At 55.7% G+C, this 14,374-nt stretch carries 16 protein-coding genes; 7 read left to right on the forward strand and 9 right to left on the reverse strand.

The window, feature by feature from the left end:
* Nucleotides 1-8: 8 nt before the first annotated feature.
* Nucleotides 9-416, reverse strand: a complete 408-nt coding sequence (locus tag ACNQ6O_RS11305; RefSeq protein WP_418053309.1) for a peptidoglycan-binding domain-containing protein — start codon at nt 414-416, stop codon at nt 9-11.
* Nucleotides 417-515: 99 nt separating this feature from the next.
* Nucleotides 516-1,607 carry an AI-2E family transporter gene (locus ACNQ6O_RS11310; RefSeq protein ID WP_418053310.1) on the reverse strand — a complete coding sequence of 364 codons (1,092 nt, stop codon included), beginning with the start codon at nt 1,605-1,607 and terminating at the stop codon, nt 516-518.
* Between the two features lie 118 nt (nt 1,608-1,725).
* Here ACNQ6O_RS11310 and ACNQ6O_RS11315 point away from each other — a divergent pair, with 118 nt between their 5' ends.
* Both ACNQ6O_RS11315 and ACNQ6O_RS11320 read left to right on the forward strand, forming a co-directional pair.
* On the forward strand, nt 1,726-2,085 hold the full coding sequence (locus tag ACNQ6O_RS11315) for a hypothetical protein (RefSeq protein WP_418053311.1): 360 nt from the start codon (nt 1,726-1,728) through the stop codon (nt 2,083-2,085).
* Nucleotides 2,086-2,247: 162 nt separating this feature from the next.
* Complete coding sequence (locus ACNQ6O_RS11320) at nt 2,248-3,147, forward strand: haloalkane dehalogenase (RefSeq protein ID WP_418053312.1); 900 nt, start codon at nt 2,248-2,250, stop codon at nt 3,145-3,147.
* 18 nt (nt 3,148-3,165) lie between these two features.
* Here the strand turns inward: ACNQ6O_RS11320 and ACNQ6O_RS11325 are convergent, their stop codons facing one another.
* The gene (locus ACNQ6O_RS11325) at nt 3,166-3,954 is read right to left on the reverse strand and encodes an acyl-CoA thioesterase (protein WP_418053313.1); all 789 of its coding nucleotides are present in this window, start codon (nt 3,952-3,954) and stop codon (nt 3,166-3,168) included.
* Between the two features lie 195 nt (nt 3,955-4,149).
* Here ACNQ6O_RS11325 and ACNQ6O_RS11330 point away from each other — a divergent pair, with 195 nt between their 5' ends.
* On the forward strand, nt 4,150-5,673 hold the full coding sequence (locus ACNQ6O_RS11330; RefSeq protein ID WP_418053314.1) for a DEAD/DEAH box helicase: 1,524 nt from the start codon (nt 4,150-4,152) through the stop codon (nt 5,671-5,673).
* 18 nt (nt 5,674-5,691) lie between these two features.
* Here the strand turns inward: ACNQ6O_RS11330 and ACNQ6O_RS11335 are convergent, their stop codons facing one another.
* The 4 genes from ACNQ6O_RS11335 to ACNQ6O_RS11350 all read right to left on the reverse strand — a co-directional run bounded on the left by ACNQ6O_RS11335 (nt 5,692) and on the right by ACNQ6O_RS11350 (nt 9,022).
* The gene (locus ACNQ6O_RS11335) at nt 5,692-6,207 is read right to left on the reverse strand and encodes a dihydrofolate reductase (protein WP_418053315.1); all 516 of its coding nucleotides are present in this window, start codon (nt 6,205-6,207) and stop codon (nt 5,692-5,694) included.
* 382 nt (nt 6,208-6,589) lie between these two features.
* The gene (locus ACNQ6O_RS11340) at nt 6,590-7,429 is read right to left on the reverse strand and encodes a thymidylate synthase (RefSeq protein WP_418053316.1); all 840 of its coding nucleotides are present in this window, start codon (nt 7,427-7,429) and stop codon (nt 6,590-6,592) included.
* Nucleotides 7,426-8,214, reverse strand: a complete 789-nt coding sequence (lgt, locus tag ACNQ6O_RS11345) for a prolipoprotein diacylglyceryl transferase (RefSeq protein ID WP_418053317.1) — start codon at nt 8,212-8,214, stop codon at nt 7,426-7,428. Before lgt ends, ACNQ6O_RS11340 begins: the two co-directional genes overlap by 4 nt.
* 10 nt (nt 8,215-8,224) lie before the next feature.
* Nucleotides 8,225-9,022 (reverse strand): sulfite exporter TauE/SafE family protein, encoded by a 798-nt coding sequence (locus ACNQ6O_RS11350; protein WP_418053318.1) that lies wholly within the window; start codon nt 9,020-9,022, stop codon nt 8,225-8,227.
* Between the two features lie 90 nt (nt 9,023-9,112).
* On the opposite strand from ACNQ6O_RS11350, the gene ACNQ6O_RS11355 reads away from it, so the two are divergent.
* The 4 genes from ACNQ6O_RS11355 to dxs all read left to right on the forward strand — a co-directional run bounded on the left by ACNQ6O_RS11355 (nt 9,113) and on the right by dxs (nt 13,153).
* On the forward strand, nt 9,113-9,886 hold the full coding sequence (locus tag ACNQ6O_RS11355) for an NRDE family protein (RefSeq protein WP_418053319.1): 774 nt from the start codon (nt 9,113-9,115) through the stop codon (nt 9,884-9,886).
* Nucleotides 9,887-9,943: 57 nt separating this feature from the next.
* The gene (locus ACNQ6O_RS11360; protein WP_418053320.1) at nt 9,944-10,198 is read left to right on the forward strand and encodes an exodeoxyribonuclease VII small subunit; all 255 of its coding nucleotides are present in this window, start codon (nt 9,944-9,946) and stop codon (nt 10,196-10,198) included.
* Nucleotides 10,198-11,094 (forward strand): polyprenyl synthetase family protein, encoded by an 897-nt coding sequence (locus ACNQ6O_RS11365; RefSeq protein ID WP_418053321.1) that lies wholly within the window; start codon nt 10,198-10,200, stop codon nt 11,092-11,094. Before ACNQ6O_RS11360 ends, ACNQ6O_RS11365 begins: the two co-directional genes overlap by 1 nt.
* 127 nt (nt 11,095-11,221) lie before the next feature.
* Nucleotides 11,222-13,153, forward strand: coding sequence for a 1-deoxy-D-xylulose-5-phosphate synthase (dxs, locus tag ACNQ6O_RS11370; protein ID WP_418053322.1), 1,932 nt, complete (start codon nt 11,222-11,224; stop codon nt 13,151-13,153).
* A gap of 41 nt (nt 13,154-13,194) precedes the next feature.
* On the opposite strand, the gene ribA is transcribed toward dxs, so the two are convergent.
* Both ribA and moaC read right to left on the reverse strand, forming a co-directional pair.
* Nucleotides 13,195-13,806, reverse strand: coding sequence for a GTP cyclohydrolase II (ribA, locus tag ACNQ6O_RS11375; protein WP_418053323.1), 612 nt, complete (start codon nt 13,804-13,806; stop codon nt 13,195-13,197).
* Between the two features lie 52 nt (nt 13,807-13,858).
* Complete coding sequence (gene moaC / locus ACNQ6O_RS11380) at nt 13,859-14,347, reverse strand: cyclic pyranopterin monophosphate synthase MoaC (protein WP_418053324.1); 489 nt, start codon at nt 14,345-14,347, stop codon at nt 13,859-13,861.
* Between the last annotated feature and the right edge of the window lie 27 nt (nt 14,348-14,374).

Consider the following 14,374-nt stretch of genomic DNA (forward strand, 5'->3'; position numbering starts at 1 on the left):
TCGGTCGATTACCAGAGCGACCATTCATCATCTTCGCCCGCTTCATCAAGTTTTTCAGCATCCCGTTTCGCGACTGTTTCTTCTGGCTCAGCGGCCGGTGAAGGAGTCGGGGCAGCGGCGGTGCGAGCACTGGAAGAGGCAGCCTGTTGCACCGCAACCATGCCCAAAGCTTGTTCTGTTTCCTCCGTCACCATACCACTGGCTTTCAAGCCTTGATCTTTCTGAAAACGAAGCAGTTCGGCACGCGTGTGGTCATCCATGGTCGGGCTAACGTTTGTAATGTTATAACCGGCACTGTATAGCGCATGCTTCAGTGCAACCGTGTTGTTAGCCTGAGCCGACGAAGCCAACCCTGCCATCGTGATTGCTCCGACCAGCAGCGTCGTTTTACCAAAATGACGTGCAACTGTTTTCATGGTTCTCACCTGATCTACTCCTGATACCTTGCGATACCTGTCTATTTATTATGTTGTGGCGCCCACCTCCACCTAGGGCGAAACAGAACCTAACATGCTTTAGTTTTCAGAACTGTGCTCACTGTCCCGCGGCGCAAACTCAGCCTCCGCGCCTTCACTAAACTCCCGGATGAATATGCCCCAGAAAGCCATGAACAAAGCCGCGACCAGAGGCCCCATCACAAACCCGTTGATACCAAACATGGCGATGCCACCCAGCGTTGACAGCAGTACCAGATAATCCGGTAGTTTGGTGTCTCGCCCGACCAGAATCGGACGCAGCAAATTATCTGCCAGACCAATCACCACCACGCCAAACACCGTCAACACAGTAGCCGACACAAGGTCGCCGACCGCAGCCAGATAGATGGCAGCCGGCACCCACACGATCGCCGCACCAACCGCCGGCAACAGCGAAACAATTGCCATGACCACCCCCCACAGCAACGCCCCCGTGATGCCGAGCACGGCGAAAATGATGCCCCCCAGAGCACCCTGAATGATCGCAATCAGGAGGTTGCCCTTGACCGTCGCCCGGGTTACCTCCGCAAATTTGGCGAACAATAAACGCTCCCGCTCATCGCCAAGCGGCAACGCCTTGATCATCAATTCCACCAGCTTGCTACCATCCCGAAGCAGGAAAAACGCCAGATAGATCATGAGCGCCAGTCCGAGGAAAAACTGGAAAGTGTTCTGCCCGAAACCCAACGCCTGCTTGGCCAAAAACTGGCTACCGCCCAGGAATGCATTAACCGTGCGATCCCTGAGTTCTCCAACATTGATATCAAATTGCGCAAGGAACGACTGAATCGCAGGGAACGAGTTATTGACCTGGTCGATATACTCGCCCGGGCGAATCTCACCATCCTGAATTTTCTGATAGATCCCTACGCCCTCTCCGATCATCGCAGCTCCGAGTATCAGGACCGGAATAATGACGATTACCAAGCACACAAAGAGCGTGATCAGCGCATTAATATTGGGCCTGTCACCCAGCCGCTTGTGGAGAAGTTGCTGAACAGGATGGAAGATCAACGCAATCGCCACCGCCCAAAATATGGGGCCAAAAAACGGCTTCATTAGCAAAACGAACGCTAAAGAAACGCCCACCAGCATCGCCAGAAAAGTTCTTGTTTCAAGCTTGGCGTACATATCGGATTAGACCTTCAAACAGGAAAATAAAAGGAAGCTAACACTACCACGACAGCGTGGCCACTGTAGCCACCTTCACGCTATAGTTGGAGGTTATTAACCCATCATTGAACTTGTTATGCCACTGCCTACTGAAAACTTCAGCATCGAGACGGCACTAGACGCAGCCACAGAATTGCGACGAGTGCTCGCCGCCCGCACCCATCGTCGAAAGATCATGGGGCAGGAAGTGCTCGTGCCCGGGCAGTTAGGGGAGGCTTTGCAGCTGCCCAAAATCATCAACCGCCTCACCAGCAAACAACAGCGCTACCGAGAGATGGGCCTGAACGACTTTCAAGAGCTCTGGCCGACACTGTCGGCCCGCACCCGGGAAAAGGTGCTGGACGCTATCGGTTGGTACGACCCCAAACTACTTGATTGGGACGACAAACGATCCAATCGTCGGCCCGTGATAGACCCGGAAGATGGCCTAAATTAACAACTTAACGCACTATAATGGAGCGGTTTGACACCCCCGGATTCAAACTGACAACGCTCTGTTACGCAACTCAAACAAACAATTTGCCCATCTGTTTTATTCTGAACTCCTAAGATTGTCGATCGGCAGTCGCGCAACCAATCAGTTAGGATAGTCGATGGCATGCGTATCCTGAGAACCGACGAAGCCCGCTTCGAAGGCCTACCGGATTACCCCTTTCTTCCAAATTATCAAGAGGTCGATTCTGGCCTGCGTATGCATTTCGTGGACGAAGGACCGGAGAACGGAGCCCCCGTGATTATGTTGCACGGAGAGCCCACGTGGTCGTATCTATACCGTCACATGATCCCCCTCGTTGCCGCGGCCGGCCACCGGGTTCTGGCACCGGACCTGATCGGTTTTGGAAAATCTGACAAACCCGCAGCACTCACCGACTATTCTTACGACAACCACTTGCGGTGGCTTTCGTGCTGGCTGGAAGAACTCGACATCCGGGGTGCAACACTCGTCTGTCAAAACTGGGGGTCACTGCTTGGGTTGAGATTAGCCGCAGACAATCCGCACAGATTCAATCGCATCATCGTTGGAAACGGCATGTTGCCAACCGGCGAGGCTCGAGTATCGACCGCCTTTAAAGTCTGGAAGGCATTTGCCAGCCGCAGCCCCTGGTTTCCCATCAGTAAACTGGTACAACTCGGCACAGAAAGAACATTGTCAAAGGGGGAATTGGCCGCTTACGAAGCCCCGTTCCCACGGGACGAATACAAAGGCGGCGCACGGGCCTTCCCCGCTCTGATCCCGATGTCTCAAACAGATTCCTCCAGCGCGATAAACCGAGAAGCCTGGCGTAAGCTCGAAAAGTGGCGCAAACCTTTCATTACCTGCTTCAGCAGCGGTGATCCAATCACCCGAGGTGTTGACCGTCACATGCAGCGCCGTATACCCGGCGCTTACGGACAGCCTCACATGACACTCCCGGGCGGGCACTTTCTGCAAGAAGACTCACCGAACTCATTTGCCAGAGTCATTATTGACGCCTTGAAGCATGAGATGGCTGCCTGAGCGCAGCCAAGCCCACCCTCAACCGAATACAGTAACCGCTTGTCGGCTAAGCGCAATGAGCTCTCCGCTGGCTGTCCAGATTCCCGCATGAGTATGTCCATAGCCAGAACCGGCCTGATCGACCGTGGCCCGGTAAAGCAGCCAGTCTCCGGGCGCGACCACAGGCCTCGGATGGACAATTTCCAAATTCCAACTCAGTGAGCTAGCCGGAGCAGGCCCCTTCAAGTGCGGCAGGATGGCCGGCGGCCATGCGTCGGCTAACGCAATAATATGGGCATCCGACATTGCATCCGGTGTTTCCCGGAACTGCATCCAACCGCCCATTTCTCGCCCACCTTTGCCGGAAAACGGCATATTTCCGAATGCCCATCGCATTTCAATATGTTGGGTAAATTCCGGAGTTACGCCTTTTATGTAAGGAAGCTCCGGACATTCGTCAATCGGTTTGGCTTTCGGCCCCTCCAAAGGAGCCACCTGAACAGCAGACTCACGGTCCCCACCAAAACTCGCCAAGCAAACCAGGCGAGGCTCGCCATTTTGAACAATCCGCCCGGTCACCTGAGAGGCGGCCTTGCCTTCTCGTAGCAACTCCACTTCAAAAACCGCCGGAACACCCGGTTCAACCGGACCAACAAAAGAAACCTGCAAAGCACGGACAGCTCGCCCAGGGGCCACCTTGGAGGCCATCACTTCATAAGTGAGAGCTGCAACCACGCCACCAAAACTCGCTCGCCCCTGCCCCCAACTCGCAGGGATCACCACCTCCAAACCTTGGCGGGCGCCCTCTAATAGCTCGTCAAACCGCATACTTTCTCTCCAACCGTTAGCCTGCAAACGACAGAGATTGCCCAATTTCCTGACCGGTGGCAATACAACGGTCCCGGCAACTACCTACCTGACCTACGGCATAAAATATGTCAATAGCGCCACAAAAAGACTATAATCCTCGAAAATCATGCATTGCGTTTGCAATGTCATATCCTCCGAATACCGAGTACATTCATGTCAGAATTGTCTTTTGCCGAACTGGGGCTGGACCCAGCCGTCCTGGAAGCCGTATCCGCCGTTGGCTACGAAACACCATCGCCCATCCAGGCGCAATCCATTCCCGCCCTATTGGCCGGCAACCATTTGTTAGGTGTCGCCCAGACCGGCACCGGGAAAACTGCAGCTTTTGCCCTACCCTTGCTGAGCCGCATTGACCCAAACATTGCCCAGCCCCAGATTCTGGTGCTGGCCCCTACCCGGGAACTTGCTATCCAGGTAGCAGAAGCCTTCACAACTTACGCCAGTAAGTTCAAGCAATTCCACGTTCTGCCGATCTACGGTGGCCAAGACTTCGCTCCGCAGATTCGCGGCTTGAAGCGCGGCGCTCAAGTGATCGTAGGTACGCCCGGCCGTATGCTGGACCACCTGCGCAAAGGCACCCTGAGGCTGGAAAACCTGAAAGCTCTGGTTCTTGATGAAGCAGACGAAATGCTTCGTATGGGCTTTATCGACGATGTTGAGGCTATCCTGTCCAAAACACCGCCGAACTGTCAGCGCGCTTTGTTCTCGGCCACCATGCCGCCGCAGATCAAGAAAGTCGCCCAGACGTACCTGAAGAACGCCACCGAAGTTCGCATTGAAAGCGAAACTCGTACTGTTGAGCGTATTTCTCAGTTCGTATTGCCGGTTTACGCCGAGCGTAAACTCGACGCTTTGACCCGCATCCTAGAAGTAGAGCCGTTTGATGCGGCCATCATCTTCGTGCGCACCAAAGCGGAAACGTCTTTGCTCGCAGAAAAGCTGTCAGCCCGCGGCCACGCCGTCGCGCCTCTGAGCGGCGACCTGAACCAGCGTCAACGCGAGCAAACAGTTGAAGATCTCAAGCGTGGCAAAAAAGACATCATCATTGCCACCGACGTAGCGGCTCGTGGTCTGGACGTATCCAGGATCACCCACGTTATCAACTACGACGTGCCCTACGACACTGAAGCCTATATCCACCGCGTAGGCCGTACCGGCCGTGCAGGTCGTACGGGCAAAGCAATCTTGCTAGTTACACCACGCGAACGCAGCTGGTTGCGCACCCTGGAGCGCGCCACCAACTCGCCCATGGAACCGTACCAGCTGCCTTCGCCAGCTGCCTTGCAGCAGATGCGTGTTGAGCAATTTGAAGCTCAGCTACTGGGCTTCACCGACGATCCTCGTGCCGCCAAAGCCATTGCCTTGCTGGACGACATCGCCGAACGCAACGACATGGACATCACCGCAGTCGCGGGAGCCCTGGCTTGCTGGATGGAAGCGTCTCAGCCTGATTCACTGCCCCTCGAGCAGCCTGAAGCACTGCCTGAAGTTTCATCTGCTCCGCCACGTCGCAGAGGCGGCCCTTCCGGAAAAGGCAACTTCCGCAAAGGCGGCCCCGGCAAGAGCTTCCGTAAAGACGGCAAGCCTGGCGGCTACCGCAAAGACGGCGGCAAAGGTCGTCCTGGCGGCGGCAAGCCCGGTGGAAAACCTGGCCCTAAGCGCGCCCCGCGCCCATAGGCCAGTTGGCGTAACCGGTCAGCTCGACCGGTTACGCTGATAGACTACAAAACTGTAGTCGTAAGGATTATTATCAGACGCGGAGAAATCTTCGCGTCCGATCTCTTCCCACTCATCCCAGTTCACTTCCGGAAAGTAGGCATCCCCGTCAACTTCGGCGTGTACCTGCGTGATATAAATCCGATCGACCATTGGCAGGGCTTCTGCGTAGATCTGCCCACCACCAATAATCATCACCTCTTCACCACCATCCAGCTCAGCCTGAGCCTCGGCCTTCACCAATGCTGCGTCCAATGATGTGGCCGATACTGTACCCGTTGGAGCTTCCCACTCCGGGTTTCGGGAAATAACCACGTTCATCCGCCCCGGCAGCGGCCGACCAATGGAGTCCCAGGTTTTCCGCCCCATAATAATGGGCTTACCCATAGTAGCTTCTTTGAAGTAACGCAGATCTCCCGGCAAGTACCAAGGCAGCGCATTGTTGCGACCGATAACCCGGTTTCGGGCCATGGCTACGATTAGTGCTTTTCTCATTTCGTCTAATCCCCATCTGATTTGGAGTTAGCAAAGGGCGGGGTGTGCTGTTCAAAACACGCTCGAGCACATCCATGTGGCGCTTGAGCTCCGCCATCCATGGCTCCGCACAGTTTTGAACAGCACACCCCGCCCTTTGCTACGATACTTAGGAGCTGGTTCTACTTTAGCTTTGGCTTTGGCTTTGGCTTTGGCTTTGGCTTTGGCTTTTAACGCATTGTATTTCCGCGCTCATACTCTGAAGTCTAAGCGGACAAGCGGGTAGGGCTTGCCAAAAATGTGCGGAGCCATGGATGGCGGAGCAGAAGCGTCACATGGACGTGCCGAAGGAGCGGTTTTTGGCAAGCCCTACCCGCTTGTCCGCCGGCTCCAAAAGCAGACGTCAAATAGCGATAGGCGCCTTAATCCCCGGATACGGGTCATAGCCCTCAAATTCGAAGTCTTCCAGCTCGTAGTCGAAGATACTCTCAGGCTTACGCTTGATCACCAGCTTCGGCAAAGCCCTTGGCTCACGCTTCAACTGCTCAAACACAATGTCGTCGGTCAGATGATTCTGATACAGGTGACAATCGCCAAACGTATGAACAAACTCACCCACATCCAGATCACACTGCTGAGCAATCATATGCGTCAGCAACGCATAAGACGCAATATTGAAAGGCACACCCAAGAACAAATCCGCACTGCGCTGATAAAGCTGACAAGAAAGCTTGCCGTCCACCACATAAAACTGGAACAAACAGTGGCACGGAGCCAACGCCATACGCCCTTCCCGCACGTTATCCTGCGGACCAATAGACTCATCAGGCAGCTCAGCCGGATTCCAGGCCGAAACAATCAAACGGCGGGAGTTTGGCTTATTGCGAATCTGATCGATCACCTCACTGATCTGGTCAATCACACCACCATCATGACACTGCCAGCTACGCCACTGCTTGCCATAGATCGGCCCCAGATCGCCATTCTCCAGCGCCCACTCGTTCCAGATAGACACCTTGCGCTCTTTCAGCCAGTTGTTGTCAGTGGAGCCTTTCAGAAACCACAGCAACTCATAAATAATACTGCGCAGATGCACTTTCTTGGTGGTGACCAGCGGAAAGCCTTCCTGCAGATTGAAACGGATTTGGCGACCAAAAACCGAGCGAGTTCCCACGCCGGTGCGATCCCCCTTATCGAACCCGTTGTCAACCACGTCTTGCATAAGGTCGAGGTAAGCTTTCATGATTTTTCTCTCCGATAAGCAATGGCAATCAAAGCAGCGCCAGCGATGATCATGGGCAGAGACAACACCTGCCCCATGGTGACCCAATCAAAGGCTAGGTAACCGAGGTGCGCGTCCGGTAGGCGAACAAATTCGACCAGAAAACGGAACACACCGTAGCACAGTAAAAACAGACCCGAGACCGCCATTTTCGGCCGCTCTTTCGACGAGAACCACCAAAGAATGGCAAACAGCGCAACACCTTCCAACGCCACCTGATACAGCTGCGACGGGTGCCGGGCCAGCGCGTCTTGCGCCTGCGGGAACACCATACCCCAGGGCAGATCTGTAGGCTTACCCCAAAGCTCGCCGTTAATGAAGTTACCGATTCGTCCAGCGCCTAAGCCCACAGGCACCAGAGGAGCCACGAAGTCGGCGATTTTCCAAAACCCGGCGCCGGTTTTACGGCCGTACCACACCATGGCGACCATCACGCCCAACAGTCCGCCGTGGAAGGCCATGCCGCCTTCCCAAACTCGCAACAGCCAGAGCGGGTCCGAAAGGAAGGCATCAAAGTTATAAAACACCACATACCCGAAGCGGCCCCCAAGGATGACACCCAGAGCCATGTAGAAAATCAGATCGCCGACCTGCTCTTCTTTCAGCGGCGACCAGGGTTTACGACTGCGGATATTTCCCAGCCACCAAGCGGCCGCAAAGCCGACCAAATAGGTCAGTCCATACCAATGAATTTTGAGGGGGCCGATCGCGATCGCGACCGGATCAATCTGTGGGTGTTGCAACATGAAAAGACTCTTAGCTCAGCAGGAATCGTAGGCCGACAATAATCAGCACAATGGCAAAAATTCGTTTCAGCAGGCGGCCATCAAGGCGGTGTGCCAATTTGGCCCCCAATCGGGCAAAAATTACACTGGTAGCGACGATACCAATGAGTGCCGGCAAGTAAATAAAACCGAAGCTCATGTCCGGCAACTCGGGGTGCTGCCACCCGGTCCAGATATTTCCGACCGCTCCAGCCAGAGCAATCGGAAAACCACAAGCTGCGGACGTGGCAACAGCTTGCTGCATGCGCACGTTGGACCAGGTCAGATAAGGAACGGAAATTGTACCGCCACCAATACCGAAGATCGCAGAAGCCCAGCCGATAAAACCGCCAGCCACACCCAGCCCGGCGGTACCCGGCACATCCCGGCCCGGTTTGGGGTTCACTTCGAGAATCATCTTCAGCGCCACCAAAATAGCGAACACACCAATGATCGTCTCAAGGAACGGCCCGCTTAGCATCGCTGCCGTCCAGGCACCCAAAAGTGCACCAGCGACAATTCCGACAGTCATCGGCCGAAAAAGATCCCAACGCACGGCACCGTGTTGATGATGAGTTCGAATGGAACTGATTGACGTAAACAAAATGGTCGCCAACGAGGTGCCAATGGCCAGATGCGCGGCAATTTCCGGGCTAAACCCCATAAAGTTGAAACTAAAGATCAGTACAGGCACGATCACCAGACCGCCACCAATACCAAACAGGCCGGCCATGGTGCCAGCTAGTGCACCCAGCAACAGGTACAGAACAAGTACGCCAATCAGGGTCATAATTATCATCGGTCCGGGGAAGTATTCAAGCTGGTATGATACGCATTGTTGCCAATCGCTGCACGCCGATAACAAGGATCACTACCTGCTATGTGCACCATCGTTTTCGCCATTGGTCAAAGCCGCCAACACCCCCTTGTTGTTGCCGCCAATCGTGACGAATTTTACCGTCGCCCCACCGCAACAATGGACTGGTGGAAAACCGATACCGGCTTAGAGGTTCTTGCCGGTCGGGATCTGGAATCCGGAGGCACCTGGCTGGCCGTTTCGCCAGAGGGCAGAGTAACGGCGGTCACCAATGTCCGTGAGGGCAGCCCTGAAGCGGGGCGTTGCAGCCGAGGCGAATTGCCACTGAATGCGCTCAGCCTGCCCTACCCAGAATTAAAAGAAACACTGAGTTCAGATCCCGGGCGCTACTCAGGCTTTAATCTGGTTTCGCTATCCCCCGACAGCGGCTGGTACTACAGCAACCGGGACGCCCACCCCGGAAGGCAAGTATTCAGGGGCATTTATGGCCTCAGCAACCATTTGCTGCAAACCCCTTGGCCCAAACTGTTGCGCCTGCGTTCCGCCGTCGGCCAGTCGATAGACACAACTGACGCTGACACATCCGCTCTGCACAGTCAGCTAATTTCCGTGCTACAAGACACCACGCCAGCCCCGGATAACCAGCTACCCGACACGGGCGTGGGACTGGATACCGAACGCTTCCTTTCTTCGCCGTTTATCAGTGGCGAGCACTACGGCACACGCGCTACCACCATCGTCACGCTGTCGGCGCAAGGCGAAATACAAGTAACCGAACAGTCGTGGGGCCCGTTCGCGCAGAAGCTCGAAAAGCGAGAGTTCCACTGGCAGCGATAGCCCGGTTACTCTGTTATAATCCGCGCATTTCCTGACACATTGGAGCGGAGGACGCCCATGGCCGGTGACAAAGACAAGACATCGATAGCCGACTTTGAAAAATCTTTGGACGAGCTTGAAAAGCTGGTTCGGGATCTTGAGCAGGGCGAACTGCCTTTGGAACAGTCCCTGGCGGCGTTCGAGCGAGGCATAAAGCTGACTCGCGAGTGCCAAAGCGCCCTAAAATCGGCCGAACAGCGGGTTGAGCAACTGATTCAGAACAGTGATGGCTCCCTGGAAACACGACCATTCTCTGCGGACGATACCCACTAATGACTGATCGCACCTCTCTGGCGATTGATTACCTTGAACAATGCCGCCAACGCATCGATGCCGAACTCGACCGCAGCATCCGGCAAGACTCCGCTTCTGAACGATTGCAAGACACCATGCGCTACAGCGTACTTGGTGGTGGCAAACGAATTCGCCCGGCACTTTGTCTGGCAGCGGCCCGGGCCGTCGGCTGCGATGAAAACGTCGCATTGATTCCCGCCTGTGCGCTGGAATTGATCCACGCCTATTCACTGGTGCACGATGACTTGCCCGCTATGGACGACGATGACCTGCGCAGAGGCCGGCCAACCGCCCACATCGCGTTCGATGAAGCCAGCGCCATTCTCGCCGGTGACGCACTACAAACACTGGCTTTCGGCTTACTGGCCGGCGCGCCAGAATTGACCGACACCCAGCGGGTCACCATGATCAGCAAATTGGCTCAGGCCAGCGGGCACGCCGGCATGGTTGGCGGACAAGCCATTGATCTGGAGTCCGTCGGTATGGTGTTAGGGCTTGAGCAACTCGAAAACATGCACAGGCACAAGACAGGCGCTTTGATTGAAGCCAGTGTCGACCTCGGCGCCGTCACCTCGCCCGGAGTCACTCTGGAGCAGCGATCGGCTTTGTCAGACTACGCCAGAGCCCTCGGCCTGGCCTTCCAGGTTCAGGACGACCTGCTGGACATTGAAGGTGATACGGCCGTCATCGGTAAGCGCCAAGGGTCAGATGCCGCCAAAGCTAAGCCGACCTATCCGGCACTCCTTGGCCTTGAAGGCGCGCGGGAGCATCTTGCCGCCTTACTGGAACAGGCCCAGCGAGCACTGGACGTCTTTGGCGCAGAAGCGGAACCGCTTAGGGCTATGGCCGACTACGTGGTAACAAGAAACCACTGACATACCCGCATGAACACATGGCAATACACCGTTTTGTAACATCTGGCCCGGGAAGCATGAAACAAGCACTACTGTTCCCTATAATGGCCCGCCAGAGAACTCATATTTTCGAGAAAGACCCGAGCTGATGCAGGACACATATATATTCAGGGAAATCCCCTCACAGCGGCCAAACACACCGCTGCTGGATCGTATTGACGTTCCAGCCCAACTGCGTGAACTGCCACCGGAGAACCTGCCCCAATTGGCCCGGGAGCTACGTTCGTTCCTGCTTTGGACCGTGGGCCAGACCGGCGGGCACTTTGGCGCTGGCCTGGGTGTGCTAGAGCTAAGTGTCGCCCTGCATTACGTTTTTAACACGCCGGAAGACCGTTTGGTCTGGGACGTGGGCCATCAAGCTTACCCTCATAAAATTCTGACTGGTCGTCGGGAACAAATGGGCACAATTCGCCGTAAAGGCGGTCTTGCCGGTTTCCCAAAGCGTGCCGAGAGCGTTTACGACACCTTTGGTGTGGGTCACTCAAGCACCTCTATCAGTGCCGCCTTGGGCATGGCCATTGCCGCACGCATGCAGAACACCGGCCGCAAAAGCATCGCCGTGATCGGTGACGGCGCGATGACCGCCGGCATGGCTTTTGAAGCCTTGAACCACGCGGGCCATTTGCACGCTGACATGCTGGTGATTCTGAACGACAACGACATGTCGATTTCACGCAACGTTGGCGGCCTGTCTAACTATTTTGCCAAGTTGCTGGCGAGCCGCACCTACAATCAGGTTCGTGACAGCAGCAAGAAAGTCCTTGCTGGCACCCCCAATCTGATGGCGCTGGCCAAAAAGACGGAAGAACATTTCAAGGGCATGATCGCCCCGGGCACGTTGTTCGAAGAGCTGGGCTTCAACTACATCGGCCCCATTGATGGTCACGATCTGCCACTGCTGGTAGAAACTCTCGAGAATATACGGGAGCTTGAAGGCCCGCAGTTTTTACACATTGTGACCACCAAGGGTAAAGGCTTTGCTCCAGCGGAAGCGGACCCGATTGGCTACCACGCCATCAACAAGATTGAACCGGTACCGGCAGACAAACCAGAGCCCGTGGCGCCCAAACCCGCCAATCCCAAGTACGCCAACGTGTTTGGCCAATGGCTGTGTGATGCGGCCGAACAGGATGATCGGGTCGTAGGTATTACCCCGGCCATGTGTGAAGGTTCCGACTTACTGGCGTTCTCCGAGCGCTTCCCTGACCGTTATTTCGACGTAGCCATTGCCGAGCAGCACGCCGTTACGCTCGCCGCCGGGATGGCTTGTGACGGTGCTAAGCCGGTCGTCGCCATCTACTCAACGTTCCTTCAGCGAGGCTACGACCAGCTGGTACATGACGTTGCCATTCAGGACCTCGACGTTCTGTTCGCGATCGACCGCGCTGGATTGGTTGGTGAAGATGGCCCGACCCACGCCGGCGCCTTCGATATCAGCTATCTGCGTTGCGTCCCGGGCATGGTGATCATGACCCCATCGGATGAAAACGAGACTCGCCAGTTGCTGCACACCGGACTTCTGCACGAAGGTCCCGCAGCCGTTCGCTACCCTCGGGGAACCGGGCCGGGCGCCAATATCGAAAAGGAACTAACACCGCTACCGATCGGCAAAGGCAGACGGGTTCGGGAGGGAGCACAAGTGGCCATTCTGAACTTTGGCCCCTTGCTCGAGCCAGCTCTTCAAGCGGCCGAACAGCTGAACGCCACCGTGGCTGACATGCGCTTCGTCAAACCGTTGGACGAAGCTCTGGTATTGGAACTTGCTGAACAGCACGACTTACTCGTTACTCTCGAGGAGAATGCGGTGGCAGGCGGCGCAGGCAGCGCTGTCACAGAGTTCCTAGGCGCCAACGAAGTCACGCTTCCGGTGATGCAATTAGGCCTACCCGACCGTTTTGTCGACCACGGCAAACCGTCGGAGCTGCTGGCCGAATGTGGACTCGACGCCGATGGGATAAGAAACGCGATTGCGGGGCGACTGGAACGCATGCTCGAACGGCCGGTTACCGCCGCCAAATAAAAAAACGCTGGCCAAGGCCAGCGTTTTTTTTGCAAGACAGATCAGGCCGGATCGTCGTCCTGATGGGTTTCAAGCCAGTGGCCCAGCTTGCTTTGCTTGGTGTTCAGATAATGCTCATTGTGGGGATTTCGCCCTACATGCAAGGGCACCCTTTCAACAATGCTCACACCATAAGACTCAAGCGCCTTAACCTTCCTTGGGTTATTGGTCATCAGCTTCAAGCTGCGAATACCCAAGTGCTTCAGCATATCCCGACACATGCTGTAATCCCGCAAATCGGCCCCAAAACCCAACTGCTCATTAGCTTCGACCGTATCTGCGCCTTGATCCTGCAAGCGGTAAGCCCGAATTTTATTGAGCAGACCAATGCCCCGGCCTTCCTGGCGCAGATACATCAGCAATCCACGCCCTTCACGGGCGATGCTACGCAACGCTTCTTCAAGCTGGTAGCCGCAGTCGCAACGCATGCTATAAAGCGCATCACCGGTCAGGCACTCGGAATGCGTTCTTGCCAGCACAGGCTCATCGGTGCTGATATCCCCCAACGTCAGGGCCACGTGCTCCTTGCCTGTCTCGGTCTCTTCAAAGCCGTGCATATCGAAGACACCAAAGGGGGTAGGCAAACGGCAGGTCTCAATGTAACGAACAGCCACTGTAATTCCTCGTGGTTCTGACAAATGGGGCGGGCATTCTATCACGTGGCCGCTAGGTGGGCGTAGTCTCAGCTAACCAATGACCGGAACGGCCGCCTTTTTTTTCCAGCAGTCGAACATTGTCGACCACCATTCCTTTATCCACCGCCTTGCACATATCGTAGAGCGTCAGCGCAGCCACCGAGGCGGCGGTCAGCGCCTCCATCTCGACACCGGTCTGGCCTGACAGCTTGCAACGAGTTTCAATGCGAACCGAAGCAGCGTCAGCGCCCGGAGACAGCAGAACCTTGGTTGAAGTCAGGTTCAGGGCGTGGCACAAGGGAATCAAATCGTGGGTTTTCTTCGCCGCCATAATACCCGCAATACGGGCGGTGGCCAGTACATCGCCTTTTGGGTGCTCGCCATCGACAATCATTCTGAGCGTTTCAGGCTGCATACGAACCGTCGCTTCCGCGCGAGCTTCACGCTCAGTGACAGCTTTCTCTGTCACATCGACCATCCGCGCTTCGCCCTTTTCATTTAGGTGGGTCAGCTTGCTCACACTTGGCTCCGTCTACGTTGATTTGCA

This window comes from Marinobacter sp. SBS5 (assembly GCF_048285575.1).
Lineage (GTDB): Bacteria > Pseudomonadota > Gammaproteobacteria > Pseudomonadales > Oleiphilaceae > Marinobacter.

Excerpts from the sequence above, each read along its gene's own strand:
- ACNQ6O_RS11350 (WP_418053318.1), bottom strand. The coding sequence starts at position 9,022 with ATGACCCTGATTGGCGTACTTGTTCTGTACCTGTTGCTGGGTGCACTA.
- ACNQ6O_RS11360 (WP_418053320.1), top strand. The coding sequence starts at position 9,944 with ATGGCCGGTGACAAAGACAAGACATCGATAGCCGACTTTGAAAAATCT.
- ACNQ6O_RS11355 (WP_418053319.1), top strand. The coding sequence starts at position 9,113 with ATGTGCACCATCGTTTTCGCCATTGGTCAAAGCCGCCAACACCCCCTT.
- ACNQ6O_RS11335 (WP_418053315.1), bottom strand. The coding sequence starts at position 6,207 with ATGAGAAAAGCACTAATCGTAGCCATGGCCCGAAACCGGGTTATCGGT.
- ACNQ6O_RS11320 (WP_418053312.1), top strand. The coding sequence starts at position 2,248 with ATGCGTATCCTGAGAACCGACGAAGCCCGCTTCGAAGGCCTACCGGAT.
- ACNQ6O_RS11340 (WP_418053316.1), bottom strand. The coding sequence starts at position 7,429 with ATGAAAGCTTACCTCGACCTTATGCAAGACGTGGTTGACAACGGGTTC.
- ACNQ6O_RS11315 (WP_418053311.1), top strand. The coding sequence starts at position 1,726 with ATGCCACTGCCTACTGAAAACTTCAGCATCGAGACGGCACTAGACGCA.
- ACNQ6O_RS11305 (WP_418053309.1), bottom strand. The coding sequence starts at position 416 with ATGAAAACAGTTGCACGTCATTTTGGTAAAACGACGCTGCTGGTCGGA.
- ACNQ6O_RS11310 (WP_418053310.1), bottom strand. The coding sequence starts at position 1,607 with ATGTACGCCAAGCTTGAAACAAGAACTTTTCTGGCGATGCTGGTGGGC.
- ACNQ6O_RS11330 (WP_418053314.1), top strand. The coding sequence starts at position 4,150 with ATGTCAGAATTGTCTTTTGCCGAACTGGGGCTGGACCCAGCCGTCCTG.
- lgt (WP_418053317.1), bottom strand. The coding sequence starts at position 8,214 with ATGTTGCAACACCCACAGATTGATCCGGTCGCGATCGCGATCGGCCCC.
- ACNQ6O_RS11325 (WP_418053313.1), bottom strand. The coding sequence starts at position 3,954 with ATGCGGTTTGACGAGCTATTAGAGGGCGCCCGCCAAGGTTTGGAGGTG.
- ACNQ6O_RS11365 (WP_418053321.1), top strand. The coding sequence starts at position 10,198 with ATGACTGATCGCACCTCTCTGGCGATTGATTACCTTGAACAATGCCGC.
- dxs (WP_418053322.1), top strand. The coding sequence starts at position 11,222 with ATGCAGGACACATATATATTCAGGGAAATCCCCTCACAGCGGCCAAAC.